This is a genomic window from Phyllobacterium bourgognense, assembly GCF_003337575.1.
In the GTDB taxonomy this organism is placed as follows: Bacteria; Pseudomonadota; Alphaproteobacteria; order Rhizobiales; family Rhizobiaceae; genus Phyllobacterium; species Phyllobacterium bourgognense.
On the sequence record NZ_QPJM01000004.1, the window covers coordinates 243,356 to 261,857 of the forward strand.

Below are 18,502 nucleotides of genomic sequence, written 5' to 3' on the forward strand. Positions count from 1 at the left end.
ATTACTCTCGCAGCTATTCAGAGCCTGTTTCGACACTCTACTGCGTCGCCGCAGCGACTTTCCAAACGGCTCTACGTCCCTATAGCGTTATTGAACCGGCTTGCCTATCGGTTTTGGCCGCGGTTTCGCAGGGATTGGACGAGTGTTGCTCTTGTGCCGACCGAGGATTTAATCGCGCCGCCAGCGCCGTCCCTCAATAGAAACACCAAAGCGGGTCGGTGTACGCGCGAATGCCGAAAGGCCGCTGAGCGCCGCGAGCGGATGGGTAATGACATAAACCGGCGTCTCACGCAGGATATCGCCATGCGGCGCCTTGTCTTCGAAGGCCTGGCGGAACGCCGGATCCTTCAACGGCTCGATGATCTTCTGGACGATGCCGCCGGCGAGGTAAACGCCGCCGCGAGCCATGAATGTCAGGGCGAAATCACCGGCAAGCCGGCCGAGATAGGTCACGAACAACGCCAATGTCTCCCTGGCCTCGGCGGATTCTCCGGAAAGGCCGGCCGAAGTGATATCGGCAGGCGTTTGCAGCGGTGCTTCTGTGCCGCTAACCTTGCAGATCGCGCGATAGATATTCTGCAGACCACGGCCGCAGAGCAACTGTTCGCCCGAGATGCGCCCCTCGATATGCTCGATATGCGGAAAGATTTCGAGATCGCGTGGCGTGCGCGGCCCCATATCGACGTGGCCGCCTTCTCCCGGAACCGGAACCCAGCTCGAGCGTGCGCGGACCATGCCGGCGACGCCAAGGCCGGTGCCGGGTCCGAGCACGGCGCGGCTGCCATGCGGATCGCCTGCGCCGCCGCCAAGTTTTTCCAGATGCTTGGGTTCAAGCGATACGACGGCGAGCGCCTGCGCTTCGAAATCGTTGAGCACGGTGATATCGCGCAGGCCGAGCGTCTCCATCATCTGGTGCGGCTTGACCACCCACGCGCAATTCGTGAGATCGATTTCGTCGCCTTCCACCGGTCCGGCGATGGCGAGGACCGCTGAACGCGGCTGGATCGAGGTGTGGTCGAGAATGGCGTTCTGGATCGCCTCGTCGATGGTCGGATAATCGGCGGTCTGGAGAACCGGAAATTCCTTCGGGTCCGCATAAGCGTCGACCAGAATGGCAAATCGCGCATTGGTACCACCGATGTCACCAACCAGGATCGGAAATTTCATGATGTGGTCGGTATCTGCCTGTGTAACCATTATCGCTTCCCTGTTTTTACGTGTTACTGCGACCTTGCGTGTCGTTAAGAGCCCGCGGCGCGGTGAGAGTATTTTCAGCCGCGTCATCGCGCAGCAGACCTCGCTTTTGCACCAGAACCTCGGCAGTCGCCCGGTTCAAGGCCATCGGAATGTCGTAGACGCTTGCGAGTCGCATCAACGCCTTGACATCGACATCATGCGGCATAGGAGACAGCGGGTCGACAAAGAAAATCAATCCGTCGATCTTCCCCTCGGCAATCAGTGCGCCGATCTGCTGGTCGCCGCCAAGCGGTCCGCTCTTGACTCGCGCAATGGTCAGCGAAGGGCAAGCATCCTGGACGAGCCCGCCCGTCGTACCCGTGGCAACGATCGTGCAAGGTGCAAGCAACCTCTCATAGGTGCGAGCAAAATCCACCATGTCGTCCTTTTTCTGGTCATGCGCTATCAGCGCGAGGCGAAATGGCTGTGTCATGAAAACTCTGTATCGGGTCCAACCCTAAATCGATTGAAACCCTATACTCAATTCATGACCGCATGAAAAGGCCGGAGGTAGTTCGAAGTTGAATTATCTACGCGATCGCAATCAGTGCTTCTGCAGGTGCAGAGCCGCAAGCACAGCAGCCACGCCAACGATCGGGACCAGTAAAGATAGATAGTTGTATATGGTCACTATAGCATCTCACTTAGATGGCGTGTTGCATAGGACAACCCAAGCACAAGGCAAACCCCAGCCGACAGCGCCATGAACAGAAACACATCGCCCTTCATCGCCGGATCGTATGCGGCGCGCGTGATTGGCGTGAATACGCCGATCAGGACTACTCCGATTGCCAGTCCGTTGATAAAGTTAGCTCGAAGTTTGATCCGTTCGATCTCACTGGCAGTCACGTATTGCACGCCGAGCTAACCTGAGCCAGACAATCAGGCCAGCGAACCGTTGGAATGGAATAAATATCTCTCATAATATCTCCTCGTAAAAGGCGATATTGGACACAATCTCCAACAAAAGAAAATCCCAACGCGGCAAATTTCGCCTTCCTTGTTGGTTATTGGCCTCGAACCGGCACGTCTTCCGGCAGATCGCCCGCTTCCGGGGCATAGGCCGTTGCCGGAGTTCCCGCCGCAGCCGGCTGCGCAACTTTCGCACCTGCGCCGTAGGTCACTTCATCAACCGATTTCGGCCCGGGTGCGTTGAGGATCATCGCGCAAGCCTTGGGCAGTTCGGAGAGCATTGTCACTTTCGGCTTCTTGGGTTTGACAGGTTCGGGTGCCTTTTTCCACGGCTCGTCCGTAAACCACCACGCAAGCGACTTGCCACAACCGTCATCGGTACCTATCGGCTCCTGCGGCTTGCAATTGGGCGATCCTGGCTGGCATTTAATACGCACGTGGAAATGGTAGTAATGCCCCCAGTAGGGCCGGATTTTCGCCATCCAGCTGCGATCGCCCTGAACACTGTCGCACAGCTTCTTCTTGATACCGGGGTGAACGAAAATGCGCTCCACTTCGGGGTAGCTGGCAGCGCGTTTCAGGAGCGCCGTTCGTGACTGGGTCCATCTGTCCGGATCGACATAAAGTGTGTCGCCCTTGAGCATGGATGTCGCTGCCACATTCTCACGCTGATCGTCGGTAAAGCGCTGTTTCGGCATCGGCGTCAGCCAGATATCGGCGTCCAGCCCCACCTGATGCGAGGCATGTCCCGTCAGCATCGGGCCACCGCGGGGCTGCGATATGTCGCCCACGAGCAGACCCGGCCAGCCATCCTTCGCGGCGGCATCGCGCGCCAGCTTTTCCAGAAGGGCGATCATGCGCGGGTGTCCCCAGCGGCGGTTGCGTGACAGGCGCATCACTTGCCAGGCCGGTCCATCCACGGGCAACGCGACACCGCCTGCAAGACAGCCCTTGGAGTAAAAACCCGCCGATTGAGGTGCACTGACCGTCGGGAGGCTCTGTGCCCCGAACAATTGCTTGGCTGGACCATCCACGGCAATGGCATCGATGGTGCCGGTGAACGAAATGAGTGCGCCGAGGGCAAGACGCAACAGGGTTTTCGATTTCATGATCGCTGTCCCCACAAGTGACCTTGGCAAATTTACGCTTCGGATCGGGGCTTTATGATGGCCAGATTCGCGAGAAAGTCGCAATATAGCAATGCTTACCTCACTTTGATTCGAACGGAACATCGCCATGAAAGCAGTCATTTTCGAGCAATTCGGCCAGACGCCGCGCGTGCAGAGTGTTGCGGATCCAGCACCCGCTGCAACGGGTGTGGTCATCAAGGTAGAGGCGACGGGCCTCTGCCGCAGCGACTGGCATGGCTGGATGGGGCACGATGCCGATATCGTCCTGCCGCATGTGCCGGGACACGAACTGGCCGGGACCGTTCAGGCCGTCGGCAAACACGTAACGCAGTGGAAGATTGGCCGGCGCGTCACCGTGCCATTCGTTGGCGGCTGCGGCCATTGTTTCGAGTGCAATTCCGGCAACCATCAGGTGTGCGAAAACCAGTTTCAGCCGGGTTTTACCGCTTGGGGGTCCTTTGCGGAATATGTGGCGGTGGATTTCGCCGATACCAATCTCGTGGCTCTGCCTGAAACGCTGGATTTTGCCACGGCGGCAAGCCTCGGCTGTCGCTTCGTGACCTCGTTTCGCGCCATCGTCGATCAGGCAAAGGTCAAGCCGGGTGAATGGGTGGCGGTGCATGGCTGCGGCGGCGTTGGCCTTTCGGCGATCATGATCGCAACGGCGATGGGTGCCAATGTCGTCGCCATTGACCTGACCGAAGAGAAGCTTGCCTTCGCCCGCGAGCTTGGCGCTGTCGCGACAATAAATGGCTGCGAGACGCAGGATGTGATCGGTGCGGTGCGGGAAATCACCAAGGGCGGCGCGCATGTCTCCATCGATGCGCTAGGCCATCCATCGACATGTTTCAACTCTATCGCCAACCTGCGCCGCCGCGGTCGGCATGTGCAGGTGGGACTGATGCTTGGCGACCACGCGCATCCGCCGATCCCGATGGACAAGGTCATCGCCCATGAGCTCGAGATCTATGGCAGCCATGGCATGCAGGCTTTCCGCTACAAGGCGCTGATGGACATGCTTGAAACGGGTAAGTTGCAGCCGCAAAAGCTGATCGGCAAGGAGATCGCGCTGGATGATGCACCCGCAGCGCTCATGGCGATGGACCGGTTCGAGGGACTGGGTATCAATGTGATAACGCGGTTCTAGAGACCTTTGCCAATCCACCCTGACGGGCATCCAATGCGATTTTCTGCGCTTCCGGGTGCTCATGGACCCAAAAGTCCACTGCGCTCCGGTTCTCGAAAACCGTACCGGCTGCCTCGTCAGGCTGAATTCTCAAAACGGTCTCTACGCAAGCAGCGCTATTTCCAGCTTCCATCCCGCCACATGGTCGCAAAGGCGGTGCCGTAGTCGGGATAGCGGAAGGAAAAGCCGAGCGCTTTGATGCGTTTATTGGAAACGCGTTTGTTCTCGCCGTAGAACGATCGTGCCATTGGCGTCAGCGGCGCTGTATCGAAATCGGCCTCTTCCGGGGGTTCGAGGCCCATCAGTTCCGCCGCATAGGCGACGACATCCTGCGGCGGTGCCGGTTCGTCATCGGTTATGTTGAAAATGCCGGCCTCATTGCGCAGGCTGAGAAAAACCAGAGCACCGGCAATATCATCGACATGGATACGGTTGAACACCTGCCCGCTCTTGTTCAGCCGGCGCGCGCTGCCGTTGGCGAGATTGACGAAAGCGTTGCGCCCCGGCCCATAAATGCCGGCAAGCCTCAAGATGGCGAGCGGAACACCGCGCTCATCCGCCAGTTGCTGCCAGCCCTGCTCGGCAGCGACACGTTCGGTGGAGCGGGCCGAGAGCGGATGACATGGTGTACTCTCGTCGACCCATGCACCGCCATGATTGCCGTAGACGCCGACGGTGGAAAGATAGCCGATCCATTGCAGCTTGGGCATGGCGTGCCGAATGGTATTGCCAAACTGCGCCAGCACCGGATCGCCGCTCTGCCCGGGTGACGTCGAGATGACGAGGTGCGTGACACCGGCGAGTACATCGACGATCTCCTGCGAGGCGTGGGTACCATGAAAGAGGAACGGCGTGATGCCATCCTTCTTGAGGTCTGAAAATTTGGCGCTATCGCGCGTCGTCCCGCCGATGAAATCCGCTTGACCATCGATGACTTTGGCAAAGGCTCGCGCCGAGTATCCGGCACCGAAGAGAAAAATATTCATTATTGATTTTTCGCGGCTTTGTGCCACTCGGTCAAGACGCTCGCATCATTTTCCTTCGCGGCTCCGTGCATGCGCAGGGCCGCGAACCCGTCTTCGTCCATCAATTCACTTAACGCCCATACGGCGGCGCCGCGCACAAGGGGCGAGGGGTCGGCGAGATGTGTCTTGACGGTTTCGATCAGGCCAGGGTCGCCGGAATTGCCGCTGGCGATAAGCACATTGCGTATAAAACGGTCCCGGCCGATGCGCTTGATCGGTGACCCCGAGAACATTGTGCGGAACGCCGCGTCGTCCAGCATCAGAAGCGACGCGAGCGACGGCGATTTCAGGTCTTCGCGCGCCTGAAGCTTGGTCTCACGCGCGGTCTCGGCAAATTTGTTCCACGGACAGACGGCGAGACAATCGTCGCAGCCATAGATGCGGTTGCCCATCGCCTTGCGGAATTCGAGCGGGATGGGTTCCTTGTGCTCGATGGTGAGATAAGAGATGCAGCGCCCCGCATCGAGTTGGTAAGGCGCGGGGAATGCGTTGGTCGGGCACACGTCGAGGCAAGCGTGACACGAGCCGCAATGATCTGCCTCTCGTTCATCAGGCGGCAATTCCGCCGTGGTGAAGATCGTACCGAGAAACAGCCACGAGCCATGACTGCGGCTGACGAGATTGGTGTGCTTGCCCTGCCAGCCGAGGCCGGCGGCTTCGGCCAGCGGCTTTTCCATAACCGGTGCGGTATCGACGAAGACTTTCAGGTCTTCGTCCGCGGCACGGGAGGCGAAACGGCTGGCGACGCCCTTGAGCTTGCCTTTGATGATGTCGTGATAATCGCGGTTCTGTGCATAGACGGAAATCGCGGCCTTGTCCTTGTGCTGGAGGATTGCCATAGGATTGCCGTCCGGTCCGTAATTCATGGCAAGCACGATGATCGAGCGCACCTCCGGCCACAGGTTTTGCGGACTGGCGCGGCGCTCTTCCGTTTCCTGCATCCAGTCCATGCTGGCATGGCGTCCGAGCGCCAGATATTGGCGCAAGCGCTCTTCGGCGAACGGGATGGCATCCGGCCTGGTGATGGCGACCAGATCGAAGCCGGCCGCACGCGATTCCTCAAGGATGAACTGCTTGAGGCGTTGCGCTTGCGAGGGTTTGTATGTTTCGGAGTGCAAAATCATCTCGCACTGGCCCTATGCGTGGTTCGCCCTTCGACGGGCTCAGGATTCTCACCATGAGGGAAGTTGATATTTTTGCAAGGAGCCAAGAAACGCTGACGTTTCCGAACTATCTTGCAATCAACCAAGTTCCCTCATGGTGAGCTTGTCGAACCACGCACCCACACCAAGTTCAAAAATCCAGATCGCCATAATGCGATGAAGGTGGCAAGCCGCGCACCCGATCCGACAGCAATGGCCGGAACGACGGACGCGATTTCATCCGCGTATACCAGTCGCGCGCCGCTTTATAATCGCCCCATTTGATTTCGCCAAGATAGTCGAGAATCGAGATCGAAGCGGCGGCCGACATGTCCGCATAGCTCGGGGCCGGTCCGGCCAGCCAGTTGCGCGTGGCCGTCAGCCAGTCGATATATTTCATGTGCTGGGTAATATTGGTACGGGCAGCACGAATAGCGCCCGAATCCGGCGCTCCGCCACCCTGTTCGGCGGTCATGTGCAATTTGAAGATGCGTTCACGCGCCATGTGCCGGGTCACCTCATTTTCCAGCTTTGTAAGGAACCAGTCGACCAGCCGCCGTACTTCGGCACGGTTGAGCGAATCTTCAGGAAACAACCGGCGGCTGCGCTTGAGTGCGCCGCGTGTTTCATCGATATATTCGGCGATCACGGAAGCCCCTGAAACCGGAACATCGCCTTCCGCCAGGAGCACGGGCAGGGTTCCCGCCGGGTTGAGCGCCAGAAACTCCTTGCGCCGTGCCCAGCTGTTTTCTTCGATCAGCTCCACTTCAATGTCATATTCATTGAGGATAAGCCGGGTGTAGCGCGAGCCGGTGGACATAGGATGATGGAAGAGCGTCAACATGGCAGATTGGTAAATCTTTCAAACTGGTATTTTATCCGCACCGTCGTCTCGCGACAGCCGCGTCGGACCTGCGCCAAACCTATAGGCGCAACCTTAGCACGAGACAAGTAAACAGGATTTCACCAACAGCCGGTTTATCTCCCAGCCGGCACCCATCAAGAAAGCGGTAATTATGGAAACACAGACGATTGTCGAAGCGGCCTTTCTTGGCTTGCTGGAAGGAATAACCGAATTCCTGCCGGTGTCCTCGACGGGGCATCTGTTGCTCGCGGGTCATTTCCTCGGCTTCGAATCGAACGGCAAGACATTCGAGGTGTTGATACAGCTCGGCGCGATTCTGGCGATCCTGAGCGTCTATTTCGGCCGTCTCGTGAAGATTGCGCGCGATCTCCCAACCGATCCGAAAGCCCGCCGTTTCGTCGCTGGCGTGCTTATCGCCTTCCTCCCGGCAGCAGTCGTCGGGGCGCTCGCCCATGACGTCATCAAGACCGTGCTGTTTGAATCGCCCATGCTGATCTGCGTGATGCTCATCATCGGCGGGCTGATCCTGCTCTGGGTCGACCGGGTCGAACTGAAGCCGCGCTATACCAATGTCATGGATTATCCGTTGGGTCTCTGCTTCAAGATCGGCTTGATCCAGTGTTTTGCCATGATTCCCGGTACGTCGCGTTCCGGGGCGACAATCGTTGGAGCCCTGCTGCTCGGAACGGACAAGCGCTCGGCAGCCGAGTTTTCATTCTTCCTGGCGATGCCGACGATGGCCGGCGCCTTCGCCTACGACCTCTTCAAGAACCGCCACATACTGACCTTCAACGATGCGTCGCTGATCGTTGTGGGATTCATAGCAGCCTTCATCGCGGGCGTATTTGTCGTCCGCTATCTGCTGGACTATGTCTCGCGCCACGGTTTTGCATTGTTCGCATGGTGGCGGCTGGTCGTCGGGACGCTCGGATTGGTCGCGCTGATCCTCATGCGCTAGACCGTCAGGCGGGTGTCTGGCTGGAATACTGTCCGTGGCTCCGGAAACGCCAGAGATATGACGGCAGGATCGTCTCGATCGTCTGCGGCCGGATGCCAAGCCCTTCGAGGGTGCGCCCTTCTTCCATAGCAGCGTTGGAAACCACGTTGTCATGCTGCAGGAGCACGACTTGATCGCGTGTCAGCGGTGGCTTTGGCAGATAGCCAAGGATAGAGCCCTGAATTCTGGCGATCCAGAACGGTATTGATACGAACATACGCTTGCGGCCAATGACACGCAGCATTTCTTCGAGGCACTTCCTGAACGTCAGGACTTCACCGCCGCCAAGTTCATAGACTTTGCCTGGCTGCAAGGTGCCATCGACCGAACGCGCAAAGACTTCGGCAACATCGCCGACATAGACCGGCTGGAACCTGGTGTGGCCACCGCCGATCAGCGGCAGGAAGGGCGAAATGCGCGCCATGCCGGCAAATTTGTTGAAGAAATTGTCCTCAGGCCCGAAGACGATGGACGGGCGAATGATAATGGCATCCGGAAGCGTATCGTGGATGGCTGCCTCGGCACGGCCCTTGGTGCTGGCATAGGCGGAATGAGAACGAGGGTCAGCGCCAATCGCCGACATGTGGGTAAGGGGGACGCCTGCCGCACGGGCGGCTTCCGCGACCGCGCGGGCACCGAAATCGTGTACCGCGCTGAACTTCTGCTTGCCGCCTTCGAACAGCAGCCCCACAAGGTTGATCACATGATCGCAACCGGCAACCGCACGATCGATCGAAGCACGATTACGCAGATTTGCCTGTACGGCCTGGATCTGGCCGACACCGCCAAGCGGCTGCAGATCGAATGCGAGATCGGGATGGCGCACGGCAACCCGAACGCGGTAGCCACGCTTGGTCAGCGCACGCACGACATGACGACCGATAAAGCCGGAGCCTCCGAAAACGGTGACGAGTTTTGGCTTGATGATTGTCATCGAGCTCTCCTAAAATGCAAGCGGGCAACAGATGCTGTTTAATGCGTTTTGTCGACGGCGCAAAGGGGAATGGAGCTCAAAGTTCGCGGCGCGTTGCCGCGCTATATGCAGATGCGTGGCCGGCAAAAGCAGCCGAACCACGCGCTTTGATTGATTACTGCAACATCACGGTGCGCAATTCGTGTTCCTGCGCGCCGACAAGCACATTGTCGCGTTCATCGGAAAGCACGATCGGCTCGCCATTGGCCGCAAAAAGGGCCCAAAGTTCAATCCCCGGCGTCATCGGCGGGAGCGCCGGAAAGCTCGTAGCGAGCTCATCGGTTTTGACTTTGCGCATATAAGCCACCTGGCCAGCGCCAAGGCGGGCAAATTCAAGCTCGGTCAGGAGATTCTTGTGATCGGTGGTTTGCATAATAGCCTCCATGTTCGGACAGTCCATTCTTAGGCCCCGTCCAGTTAGAGCTTCTACTGCGCCACGCGTCCGCTTGGTCGCAGTAGCACTTTCAATTACCCATGGTCCTGTCCAAAATCGAAATTGATTTTGGGATCATGGGGCTAGTCCTGAACCGCAATATTGATGCGCTTGACCAGTCGTTCGGGTTCCGGCCGATCGAGATCGATCGACAGAAGCCCATTCTTCAAAGTGGCGGCGCTGACGCGCATTCCATCGGCAAGAACGAAGATGCGCTGGAACTGACGTGCGGCAATACCACGATGCAGATATTCTCGGGTCTCTTCTTCGGCCTGCCTGCCGCGAATGATCAACTGATTGTCTTCCGTGGTCACTTCGAGGTCGTCATTGGAGAAACCCGCAACGGCGAGAATAATTCGAAGCTGTTCACGGTCATTGTTGCCGCGGATACGCTCGATATTATAAGGCGGATAGCCGTCGCCGGACTTGGCGATACGCTCCAGCGTCTTTTCCATCGAATCGAAACCAAGCAACAAGGGGCTTGAAAACGGTGTCATTCGTGTCATTTGTGCAGTCCTTGAGAAAAGCGACCTAAAAGCAAAACCCGTGATGTTAAGGCATTTCACTTCTGTTCATTGATATGGCGATTGAACTGCAGACTTCAAGAGAGTGCCGGTTTAAGGCCTAAAGAAAGTAAGAAATGACGCGTAAAATCATAATCGACACCGATCCCGGCCAAGATGATGCTCTCGCAATCCTTCTGGCATTCGCCAGCCCGGAACTGGAAGTCCTTGGAGTGACGGTTGTCGCCGGCAATGTGTCACTCGCCTTGACCGAATTGAACGCACGGAAGATCTGCGAGCTTGCCGGCCGCCCTGACGCGCGAGTCTTTGCCGGCGCCGATCGCCCTTTGATGCGCCCGCTGGTCACGGCTGAACACGTGCACGGAAAGACGGGGCTTGATGGCCCTGATCTGCCGGAACCGGCGATGCTGCTGCAAGATCAGCACGCGGTCGATTTCATCATCGAGACTTTACGCAAGGAGCAAACGGGAAGTGTTACGCTCTGCGCACTTGGGCCCCTCACCAACATTGCCCAAGTCCTGATTCGCGCTCCGGAACTTGCACCCCGGATTAAGGAAATCGTTCTTATGGGCGGCGGGTTCTTCGAAGGCGGCAATATTACCCCGACAGCGGAGTTCAATATCTATGTGGATCCGCATGCGGCGCAGATCGTGCTCCGGTCGGGCGTTCCCGTGATCATCCTGCCGCTCGACGTAACCCACAAGACTCTGACCACCGCCAAGCGTATCGAGCGTTTCCGTGCAATGGGAACAAGGGCCGGCGATGCCTCCGTTGCCCTTCTGGAATTCTTTGAACGGTTCGACGAGGAAAAGTACGGCCGGGATGGCGGTCCGCTGCATGATCCGAATGTCATCGCCTACGTGATGAAGCCGGAGCTCTACCGGGGCAGGTATTGCAACGTCGTCGTCGACGCTACAAACGACTTGACGCTCGGCATGACCGTCGTCGATTGGTGGGGGGTGACCGACCGTCCGAAGAACGCACTCTATATCCGCCATGTCGACGATGAAGGTTTCTTCGATCTCTTGACCGAACGCGTCGCGCGCCTGCCGTAATCGTGACCTATCCTGTTGTTTATTCACGGAAAGTTGAAATCACGTAAACCATCAATAAGTAATTCTCGGACAAAATCCCCCTGAGCGAGTAGTGTCCAAAGGATGGACAGCAGAGAACTTGGGGTTTGATATGCTGACACGGCGCGGTGTTCTTACCGGTATACTTGCAGCGGCGTTGGCGCCGCAGGCTGCACTGGCAGCGGCGCCAAAGAAGAAGAAAATCTTTGTCATCAATCCGGTATTCAGCCCACAATATGTATCGTACGATTCACCCTATGCGCCGGGCACAGTGGTGATCGACCCTCGTGGCCGGTTCCTTTACCTGATCGAAGACAGTTTCACCGCAAGGCGTTATGGCGTTGGGGTCGGACGAGCTGGCCGGGTCTTCCATGGCGTCGCGAAAGTCGGCCGCAAGGCGAAATGGCCGCGCTGGATCCCGACGAACGGTATGATCAGGCGTCAGCCGGAAAAATATGCGCGCTACGCCGGTGGTGTCGCAGGCGGTCCCCATAATCCGCTAGGTGCACGCGCGCTTTATCTTTATCGCAATGGCCGCGACACGCATTATCGCATTCACGGAACAACGGAGCCGTGGACGATAGGACGTGCTGTCTCCAATGGTTGCATCCGCATGGTCAACGAACACGTCATGGACCTGTATGCGCGGGTGCCGGTTGGCGCGCGCGTCGTTGTAATCTAGGCTGCGACGCTCTCCCGCTGGGTATCGGGAGCCAGGGTGATTTCGAGACCATTGAGCTCTGCAGTCATTATGAGCTGGCAGGAAAGACGAGAATTGTCCTCGACGTGAAAGGTCACGTCGAGCTGGTCGACTTCCTCGTCAAGGGGTTCAAAGAGCTTTTCCGACCAGTCCTGATCGACATAGACATGGCATGTACCGCAGGCGCAGGCGCCGCCGCATTCCGCCTTGATGTCGAGCCCCCAATCGCGAATGACTTCCATGACGCGGAAGCCTTCGAGGGCTTCCAGCGTATGGCGTTTGCCGTGCTGATCGGTGACGTGGATATAGAGGGACTCTGAGCTCATCAGGGTTGTTACCTATGCCGCCTTCAGTTTCTTCTGCAGGGAGGTGGATGACGTTGTATACTGGAAGATGATCCGTTCGCCTGGCGAAACAATACGTTTGGCAGCCTGGCTCATCAGAGCAGCTTCATGAAAGCCGGAGAGGATCAGCTTCAACTTGCCGGGATAGGTGTTGATATCGCCAATCGCGAAGATACCTGGCTCGGAGGTTTCGAATTTCTCCGTATCGACGGCAATCAGGTTCTGATCGAGATTGAGGCCCCAATCGGCAATCGGACCGAGCTTCATCGTCAGGCCGAAGAACGGCAGCAGACGCCCGGCGTCGAGGATTTCTTCGCCTTCGGCGCCCTTGAGGATGACCTTCGACAATTGGCCGTCGGCGCCTTCCAGACCGCTGACCTGCCCCATGCGGAACTTGACGCGGCCGTCCTTTTCCAGCGCCCACATCTTGTTGACGCTGTCGGGGGCGGCGCGGAATTCCGGCCGGCGATGCACGAGGGTCACCGATTTGGCCACAGGCTCGAGGTTGAGCGTCCAGTCGAGGGCGCTGTCGCCGCCACCGACGATAACCACGTCGTGGCCGCGGAAAGCCTCGATCTTGCGCACCGCGTAGTGAACGCTGACGCCCTCATACAGCTCGATTTCCGGCACAGGCGGGCGCTTGGGCTGAAAGGAACCGCCACCGGCCGCGATGACGATGACCTTGGTGATGAAAACCTCGTCCGCATCGGTCTCCACGCGGAAACGTCCGTCCTCGAGCTTCTCGAGCGCGGTGACCATGGTGGAAAAATGGAACTGCGGATCAAAAGGCGCGATCTGCTTCAAGAGATTGGTGGTCAGGTCCTGTCCGGTGACTTCCGGCAAACCGGGGATATCGTAGATCGGCTTTTCCGGATAGAGCTCGGCACACTGGCCGCCCGAACGATCGAGAATATCGATCACATGGGCGCGCAGGTCGAGCAAACCGAGCTCGAACACGGCAAAGAGACCAACCGGACCGGCGCCGACAATAACCACATCTGTTTCAATCAATTCGGACATAAAGGTGCCTTCTAGGTAGCAAATTCGAGTTGTTGTGGAGTTCACGCCCCGGGAACGCGGCGCCAGCTATAGGTGCCGGACACTGTGTGCGAGCCTCGTCCCGGCTGGTAGTAACCGGGAACATCGTGAAGATTATGGCCGGCAAGACGGTTCAGTGTCACCGCATGGTTGACCTTCATCGTGTCGAAGCCGGTGCGCAGCATATAGGCGACCTGATCGATCAAAACATCCCCAACGGCGCGCAACTCACCCTTGAAATGATGCTGGTTCTTGATCAGCTCGGCCTTCGAATAGGAGCGCCCATCGTTGAAAGCCGGAAACTGCAGCGCAATCACCGGGATACTATCCAGCAATGGCAATAGCGGCTCGATGCTTTCACCCGGGGCGACCAGAACCCCGATCTTGCGATTGGAGGCGTTGCGAATCTCTTCGGTGAGACCGAGCCATGCGACCAGCGGCAGGATCACAGCAGGTGCATCGCCGGCTTCCTCCAGCGTTTCGGCCGTAACGTAGGGATCCTCGCGGAACCCTTCGCGGCCCCAAAGCTCACCCGCAGGTTGTTCAATGTCACTCATAAACTCGAATCCGTCAGCGAGATGTTGCTCAGTTCGTCGGTAAGTCCCGTCAGGTGAATGCCGCACTCGGTCTTGTCGGAGCCAGCCCAACGGCCAGCGCGATCATCTTCGCCGTCCTTGACCGGCAAGGTGCAGGGCATGCAGCCGATCGACCGGTAGCCTTCGGCGACCAACGGATGCGGCGGCAAATCATGCTCGGCCATATATGCCTTGAGATCGGCGGAGGTCCAGTGCGCAAGCGGGTTGATGCGGACACGCGCCCCCACAGCCTCGAACACGGGCAGTGCCGTACGCGTCGATGCCTGGAACTGCTTGCGGCCGGTCATCCATGCGCGGTAGGGCGCGACGGCGCGGGCCATCGGCTCGACCTTGCGGATATAGCAGCAGCGATCCTTGTTGGTCATCGACAGCGCGCCGAACGGGTCCTCATCCTTGAGGCTCTGCTTCAGCGGGTGGATATCATGCACGTCCGTCATGCCGAGCTCGGCGATGAGCTGGTCGCGGTAGCGCAGCGTTGCCGGAAAATGCTTGCCGGTCTCAAGGAAAAGCACCGGCGTTGCGCGGTCGATCTGCGCGATCATGTGCAGCATCACCGCGCTGTCAGCGCCGAAAGAGGAAACGACGGCGATCTCCTCGTTGAAGAGGTGATCGACCGCAAGCTCGATGACGTCCATCGGCTCCAGATTGCCGTAGCGGGCCTGAAGCGCACGCGCCTCATCCGCCACGGTCTGGTCATTGATCTCAAGCTGCATTTGCAACCTCGCTATAGAGCGCATCCTTGAACGGTGCCGCGCCCACGCGCCGGTAGGTGGCAAGGAAGGTCTCTTCCTTGTCGGTTCGGATTTCGAGATAACGGTCGACGATTGTCTCGATTGCATCGACGATTTCTTCCGAGGAAAAGCCGCGGCCGGTGATGTCACCGATCGTGCAAATCTCGTCGCCCGAGCCACCGAGGGAGATCTGATAGAGCTCTTCACCTTTCTTCTCGACGCCGAGAATGCCGATGTGGCCGACATGATGATGACCGCAGGCATTGATGCATCCGGAAATCTTCAGCTTGAGTTCGCCGATATCTGCCTGACGCTCCGGATTGCCGAAGCGTTCGGAAATGCGCTGCGCGACGGGGATTGAACGCGCCGTCGCCAGAGCACAATAGTCGAGACCCGGGCAGGAGATGATATCTGTAATCAGGCCGGCATTGGCCGTTGCCAGACCATCCGTCAAAAGCAGATCGTAAACGATGCGCAGATCGGCAATTGCCACATGCGGCAGAACAAGGTTCTGCTCGTGACTGACGCGGATCTCGTCATAGGAGAATTTCTCGGCGATATCGGCAACCAGATCCATCTGCGCGTCGGTGGCATCGCCCGGAATACCGCCGATTGGCTTCAGCGAAATGGTCACGACGCCGTAATCGGGGTTCTTGTGCGGCGTCACGTTCTGGTCGACCCAGGCGGAGAATGCATGATCCGCCTTGCGCGCGGCCGCAAGCCCGGACCAGCCTTCTGGGCGCTGGACCAAATTTGGCGGCGCAAAGTAGGTGTCGATGGCATCGACGTCCTGCTGCGGCAGTTTGAGATCGGTTTCCTTGATCGCCTGCCATTCGGCCTCGATCTGGCGGGTGATTTCTTCGGTCCCGGTCTCATGCACGAGGATCTTGATACGCGCCTTGTACTTGTTATCCCGACGTCCACTAAGGTTGTAAACGCGCACGATGGCTGTCGTGTAGGTCAGCAAATCCTCGACGGGCAGGAAATCGCGGATTTTCTTGGCGACCATCGGCGTGCGGCCCTGGCCACCGCCGACATAAACGGCAAATCCGAGTTCACCGGCTTCGTTCTTCTTCAGATGCAGACCGATATCGTGAACCTGGATCGCAGCGCGATCGCGGTCAGCGCCGGTCACGGCGATCTTGAATTTCCGCGGCAGATAGGAGAATTCCGGGTGCATCGACGACCACTGGCGAAGGATCTCGGCGTAGGGACGAGGATCCCCGACCTCATCGGCGGCGGCGCCGGCAAAATGATCGGCGGTCACGTTGCGAATGCAGTTGCCCGAGGTCTGCAGCGCATGCATTTCCACCGAGGCGAGCTCGTCGAGAACTGCTGGAATATCCTTGAGCGCAGGCCAATTGTACTGGATGTTCTGGCGCGTGGTGAAGTGGCCATAGCCGCGATCATAGTGTCGGGCGATATGGGCGAGCTTGTGCATCTGGCGGCTGGACAGCGTGCCATAAGGAACCGCGACACGCAGCATATACGCGTGCAACTGTAGATAGACGCCATTCATCAGCCGCAGCGGCCGGAACTGCTCTTCCGTCAGCTCGCCGGAAAGACGGCGCTCCACCTGATCCTTGAACTGTTCAACGCGAGCGGAGACGAACGCGTGATCAAACTCATCATAACGATACATACTGCGGTCTTTCGAGTTTCAAGCAGCTTTAGGCTTTTCAGCCTGTTTGCCGAGGTCGAGGCGAATAGTGGGTCCGAGCTGACGGATGCGCTCACGCAGGCGGACCGGATATAGATCTGTGCCGCGCTCTTCGACGTCGATGACATTCACGTCGATGACGAGGTTGGACTTGATGGCGGACTTGCCGGCTTCTTCCAGCGCACTGACGGCTTCCGCGTGACGCGCGATCAACGCTCCATCGATATGCTCCAGCCACTCGCCATTGGCGCCGAGCCATACAACTTCGCCATCGGTCAGGCGGTTTGCAGTCAAGACTTTAACGCTCATGATCTTCATCCTTCGCAGTTATGCAGCATTGGGTTCAAGGTGGTGCTGCTCCACGGAATTCTTTGCATTGGCGGAAAGAGGTTCGGCCTTGTCGATCGCAGCGCCGGCAACCGCGTCGCCGATGATGACCATGACCGGGCCGTCAAGATCGTCGCGCTGTTCCAGCGCCGGCAAATCATTGAGCGTGCCATGGAACATGCGCCGGTCTGCACGGCCGGCGTTCTCGATAACGGCAACGCCGGTATCGGCATGAAGCCCCGCCTGCATCAGCCGTTCGGCAACGGAAGCAGCGACGCTACGGCCCATGTAGACGGCGATGGTCGCGCCGGAAATGGCAAGGCGCGCCCAGTCGGGCAGAACTTCGCCCGCCATGTCATGACCCGTGGTGAAGACGAGGGAGGATGCGACACCGCGCAGGGTCAGAGGCAGTTGCATATCCGCTGCAGCAGCAAAGGCTGAAGTGATGCCGGGGACGATCTCGAAGGCAATGCCGGCGTCGCGCAAGGCGGCCATTTCTTCACCTGCACGGCCGTAGACCAAAGGATCACCCGACTTCAGGCGAATGACACGCTTGCCTGCACGGCCCAGCGTGACGAGCAGATCATTGATTTCGCTCTGGCTCTTGGTGTGGCAACCCTTGCGCTTGCCGACGGAGAGCCGGGTCGCATCGCGGCGGCCCATGGCAACGACCGCTTCCGGCACCAGCGCGTCATAGACGATAACGTCCGCCTCCATGAGGACGCGGTGCGCGCGCAGTGTCAGAAGGTCTTCCGCGCCGGGTCCCGCGCCGACAAGCCAGACGTAGCCCTTAGGGGCGGCCTGATCATCGAGAAGACCGGCTGCCGCCTGGTGGGCGCCTGTCAGATCATTGTTGTAAATCTTGCTGGCGACATCGCCGGAAAAGAACGAGCGCCAGAACAGGCGGCGGGGCAGGCCTTTCCTGACCAGTTTCTCGACCACAGGGCGATAGGCATTGGCAAGGCGCGCAAGATCGCCGAGTCGCGGCGAGAAGGCGGCGTCGATGCGGGCGCGGATCATCTGCGTCAGCACGGGGCCGGTGCCTTCCGAACCGATGGCAATGGCGAGCGGTGCGCGATTGACGATGGCGGGCGTGAAGAAATCGCAAAGGTCGGGGCGGTCAACGACGTTGACCGGAATGTGCTGGCGGCGCGCTTCATCGGCGATCTCCGCATCCTGGTCTTCGTCGCCAGTGGCGACGAAGACCAGCTTTGCGCCGGTCAGTTGCTTGGGAGCAAATTTTGTCGCGATGTGTTCGTAGCTGCCGTCACGCAGGAAAGCGGCAAGTTCAGGCTCAGGCTCAGCAGCGATTACCCGAATGGTAGCGTTGGTCTGGCCTAAAAGCCGCGCCTTGTTCAAGGCTTCCTCACCGTTGCCAACAACGACAAGCACTTCATTCCGCACGCGGAAGAAGGCTGGAAAGACGGATAGCTGGCTGGAACGGATAGACATAATCAAGGGTATCCCGATGGTTCCGGGGATTATCCATGATCCGTCTTCGTTTTATAAGGAACAGAAATGCGCCGATTGTCGCGGGTGAGCATGGAATTTCTGAAAATGCCGGAACAAGAGGATTCGCATTCCATGGGTTCAAAAGGACGCACGCCCCG

Annotated in this window: 21 protein-coding genes; 4 read left to right on the forward strand and 17 right to left on the reverse strand. The window is 58.5% G+C overall.

Annotation, left to right across the window (positions count from 1 at the left end; translation table 11 throughout):
- Positions 1-168: 168 nt before the first annotated feature.
- The 4 genes from C7476_RS09970 to mepA all read right to left on the reverse strand — a co-directional run bounded on the left by C7476_RS09970 (position 169) and on the right by mepA (position 3,257).
- Positions 169-1,197 carry a glucokinase gene (locus C7476_RS09970; protein WP_114429765.1) on the reverse strand — a complete coding sequence of 343 codons (1,029 nt, stop codon included), beginning with the start codon at positions 1,195-1,197 and terminating at the stop codon, positions 169-171.
- A 16-nt stretch (positions 1,198-1,213) separates the two neighbouring features.
- Positions 1,214-1,669, reverse strand: a complete 456-nt coding sequence (locus C7476_RS09975) for a methylglyoxal synthase (protein WP_114429766.1) — start codon at positions 1,667-1,669, stop codon at positions 1,214-1,216.
- 197 nt (positions 1,670-1,866) lie between these two features.
- A complete protein-coding gene (locus C7476_RS09980) occupies positions 1,867-2,094 on the reverse strand; it encodes a hypothetical protein (RefSeq protein WP_147274641.1) in 228 nt (75 codons plus the stop codon).
- Between the two features lie 149 nt (positions 2,095-2,243).
- Positions 2,244-3,257 carry a penicillin-insensitive murein endopeptidase gene (gene mepA, locus C7476_RS09985; protein ID WP_114429768.1) on the reverse strand — a complete coding sequence of 338 codons (1,014 nt, stop codon included), beginning with the start codon at positions 3,255-3,257 and terminating at the stop codon, positions 2,244-2,246.
- Positions 3,258-3,384: 127 nt separating this feature from the next.
- On the opposite strand from mepA, the gene C7476_RS09990 reads away from it, so the two are divergent.
- Positions 3,385-4,425, forward strand: a complete 1,041-nt coding sequence (locus tag C7476_RS09990; protein WP_114429769.1) for a zinc-dependent alcohol dehydrogenase family protein — start codon at positions 3,385-3,387, stop codon at positions 4,423-4,425.
- 155 nt (positions 4,426-4,580) lie between these two features.
- On the opposite strand, the gene C7476_RS09995 is transcribed toward C7476_RS09990, so the two are convergent.
- From C7476_RS09995 to C7476_RS10005, 3 genes are all read right to left on the reverse strand, one after another.
- Positions 4,581-5,450 (reverse strand): SDR family oxidoreductase, encoded by an 870-nt coding sequence (locus C7476_RS09995; RefSeq protein ID WP_114429770.1) that lies wholly within the window; start codon positions 5,448-5,450, stop codon positions 4,581-4,583.
- The gene (gene queG / locus C7476_RS10000) at positions 5,450-6,607 is read right to left on the reverse strand and encodes a tRNA epoxyqueuosine(34) reductase QueG (protein ID WP_245426252.1); all 1,158 of its coding nucleotides are present in this window, start codon (positions 6,605-6,607) and stop codon (positions 5,450-5,452) included. Before queG ends, C7476_RS09995 begins: the two co-directional genes overlap by 1 nt.
- A 175-nt stretch (positions 6,608-6,782) precedes the next feature.
- On the reverse strand, positions 6,783-7,475 hold the full coding sequence (locus C7476_RS10005; protein WP_114429772.1) for a glutathione S-transferase family protein: 693 nt from the start codon (positions 7,473-7,475) through the stop codon (positions 6,783-6,785).
- 172 nt (positions 7,476-7,647) lie between these two features.
- On the opposite strand from C7476_RS10005, the gene C7476_RS10010 reads away from it, so the two are divergent.
- A complete protein-coding gene (locus C7476_RS10010) occupies positions 7,648-8,454 on the forward strand; it encodes an undecaprenyl-diphosphate phosphatase (protein ID WP_114429773.1) in 807 nt (268 codons plus the stop codon).
- Positions 8,455-8,458: 4 nt separating this feature from the next.
- On the opposite strand, the gene C7476_RS10015 is transcribed toward C7476_RS10010, so the two are convergent.
- From C7476_RS10015 to C7476_RS10025, 3 genes are all read right to left on the reverse strand, one after another.
- Positions 8,459-9,427 (reverse strand): complex I NDUFA9 subunit family protein, encoded by a 969-nt coding sequence (locus C7476_RS10015; protein ID WP_114429774.1) that lies wholly within the window; start codon positions 9,425-9,427, stop codon positions 8,459-8,461.
- A 154-nt stretch (positions 9,428-9,581) separates the two neighbouring features.
- Positions 9,582-9,839 carry a BQ00720 family protein gene (locus C7476_RS10020; RefSeq protein WP_425373962.1) on the reverse strand — a complete coding sequence of 86 codons (258 nt, stop codon included), beginning with the start codon at positions 9,837-9,839 and terminating at the stop codon, positions 9,582-9,584.
- A 143-nt stretch (positions 9,840-9,982) separates the two neighbouring features.
- Complete coding sequence (locus tag C7476_RS10025) at positions 9,983-10,405, reverse strand: Hsp20 family protein (protein WP_112529546.1); 423 nt, start codon at positions 10,403-10,405, stop codon at positions 9,983-9,985.
- Between the two features lie 134 nt (positions 10,406-10,539).
- Between C7476_RS10025 and C7476_RS10030 the strand changes: the two genes are divergently transcribed.
- Together C7476_RS10030 and C7476_RS10035 are read left to right on the forward strand one after the other, a co-directional pair.
- Positions 10,540-11,478, forward strand: coding sequence for a nucleoside hydrolase (locus tag C7476_RS10030; protein WP_114429775.1), 939 nt, complete (start codon positions 10,540-10,542; stop codon positions 11,476-11,478).
- Between the two features lie 130 nt (positions 11,479-11,608).
- Entirely contained in the window at positions 11,609-12,178 is a 570-nt protein-coding gene (locus C7476_RS10035) for a L,D-transpeptidase (RefSeq protein ID WP_114429776.1), read from the forward strand.
- Here C7476_RS10035 and C7476_RS10040 read toward each other — a convergent pair.
- The 7 genes from C7476_RS10040 to cysG are packed head-to-tail and all read right to left on the reverse strand — an operon-like array spanning position 12,175 to position 18,344.
- Entirely contained in the window at positions 12,175-12,522 is a 348-nt protein-coding gene (locus C7476_RS10040) for a 2Fe-2S iron-sulfur cluster-binding protein (protein ID WP_112551609.1), read from the reverse strand. The genes C7476_RS10035 and C7476_RS10040 overlap by 4 nt on opposite strands.
- 12 nt (positions 12,523-12,534) lie before the next feature.
- The gene (locus C7476_RS10045) at positions 12,535-13,560 is read right to left on the reverse strand and encodes an NAD(P)/FAD-dependent oxidoreductase (RefSeq protein WP_114429777.1); all 1,026 of its coding nucleotides are present in this window, start codon (positions 13,558-13,560) and stop codon (positions 12,535-12,537) included.
- 41 nt (positions 13,561-13,601) lie between these two features.
- Positions 13,602-14,135 carry a DUF934 domain-containing protein gene (locus C7476_RS10050; RefSeq protein ID WP_114429778.1) on the reverse strand — a complete coding sequence of 178 codons (534 nt, stop codon included), beginning with the start codon at positions 14,133-14,135 and terminating at the stop codon, positions 13,602-13,604.
- Positions 14,132-14,887, reverse strand: a complete 756-nt coding sequence (locus tag C7476_RS10055) for a phosphoadenylyl-sulfate reductase (RefSeq protein ID WP_114429779.1) — start codon at positions 14,885-14,887, stop codon at positions 14,132-14,134. The genes C7476_RS10050 and C7476_RS10055 overlap by 4 nt, the downstream gene beginning before the upstream one ends.
- Positions 14,877-16,547, reverse strand: coding sequence for a nitrite/sulfite reductase (locus tag C7476_RS10060; protein ID WP_114429780.1), 1,671 nt, complete (start codon positions 16,545-16,547; stop codon positions 14,877-14,879). Before C7476_RS10060 ends, C7476_RS10055 begins: the two co-directional genes overlap by 11 nt.
- A gap of 18 nt (positions 16,548-16,565) precedes the next feature.
- Entirely contained in the window at positions 16,566-16,874 is a 309-nt protein-coding gene (locus C7476_RS10065) for a DUF2849 domain-containing protein (protein WP_114429910.1), read from the reverse strand.
- An 18-nt stretch (positions 16,875-16,892) separates the two neighbouring features.
- Positions 16,893-18,344 (reverse strand): siroheme synthase CysG, encoded by a 1,452-nt coding sequence (gene cysG, locus C7476_RS10070; protein ID WP_114429781.1) that lies wholly within the window; start codon positions 18,342-18,344, stop codon positions 16,893-16,895.
- Between the last annotated feature and the right edge of the window lie 158 nt (positions 18,345-18,502).

Bases quoted from the DNA above. Each gene is read 5' to 3' on its own strand.
- C7476_RS09970 (WP_114429765.1), bottom strand. From the start codon at position 1,197: ATGGTTACACAGGCAGATACCGACCACATCATGAAATTTCCGATCCTG.
- C7476_RS09975 (WP_114429766.1), bottom strand. From the start codon at position 1,669: ATGACACAGCCATTTCGCCTCGCGCTGATAGCGCATGACCAGAAAAAG.
- mepA (WP_114429768.1), bottom strand. From the start codon at position 3,257: ATGAAATCGAAAACCCTGTTGCGTCTTGCCCTCGGCGCACTCATTTCG.
- C7476_RS09990 (WP_114429769.1), top strand. From the start codon at position 3,385: ATGAAAGCAGTCATTTTCGAGCAATTCGGCCAGACGCCGCGCGTGCAG.
- C7476_RS09995 (WP_114429770.1), bottom strand. From the start codon at position 5,450: ATGAATATTTTTCTCTTCGGTGCCGGATACTCGGCGCGAGCCTTTGCC.
- C7476_RS10005 (WP_114429772.1), bottom strand. From the start codon at position 7,475: ATGTTGACGCTCTTCCATCATCCTATGTCCACCGGCTCGCGCTACACC.
- C7476_RS10010 (WP_114429773.1), top strand. From the start codon at position 7,648: ATGGAAACACAGACGATTGTCGAAGCGGCCTTTCTTGGCTTGCTGGAA.
- C7476_RS10015 (WP_114429774.1), bottom strand. From the start codon at position 9,427: ATGACAATCATCAAGCCAAAACTCGTCACCGTTTTCGGAGGCTCCGGC.
- C7476_RS10020 (WP_425373962.1), bottom strand. From the start codon at position 9,839: ATGCAAACCACCGATCACAAGAATCTCCTGACCGAGCTTGAATTTGCC.
- C7476_RS10025 (WP_112529546.1), bottom strand. From the start codon at position 10,405: ATGACACGAATGACACCGTTTTCAAGCCCCTTGTTGCTTGGTTTCGAT.
- C7476_RS10030 (WP_114429775.1), top strand. From the start codon at position 10,540: ATGACGCGTAAAATCATAATCGACACCGATCCCGGCCAAGATGATGCT.
- C7476_RS10035 (WP_114429776.1), top strand. From the start codon at position 11,609: ATGCTGACACGGCGCGGTGTTCTTACCGGTATACTTGCAGCGGCGTTG.
- C7476_RS10040 (WP_112551609.1), bottom strand. From the start codon at position 12,522: ATGAGCTCAGAGTCCCTCTATATCCACGTCACCGATCAGCACGGCAAA.
- C7476_RS10045 (WP_114429777.1), bottom strand. From the start codon at position 13,560: ATGTCCGAATTGATTGAAACAGATGTGGTTATTGTCGGCGCCGGTCCG.
- C7476_RS10050 (WP_114429778.1), bottom strand. From the start codon at position 14,135: ATGAGTGACATTGAACAACCTGCGGGTGAGCTTTGGGGCCGCGAAGGG.
- C7476_RS10055 (WP_114429779.1), bottom strand. From the start codon at position 14,887: ATGCAGCTTGAGATCAATGACCAGACCGTGGCGGATGAGGCGCGTGCG.
- C7476_RS10060 (WP_114429780.1), bottom strand. From the start codon at position 16,547: ATGTATCGTTATGATGAGTTTGATCACGCGTTCGTCTCCGCTCGCGTT.
- C7476_RS10065 (WP_114429910.1), bottom strand. From the start codon at position 16,874: ATGAGCGTTAAAGTCTTGACTGCAAACCGCCTGACCGATGGCGAAGTT.
- cysG (WP_114429781.1), bottom strand. From the start codon at position 18,344: ATGTCTATCCGTTCCAGCCAGCTATCCGTCTTTCCAGCCTTCTTCCGC.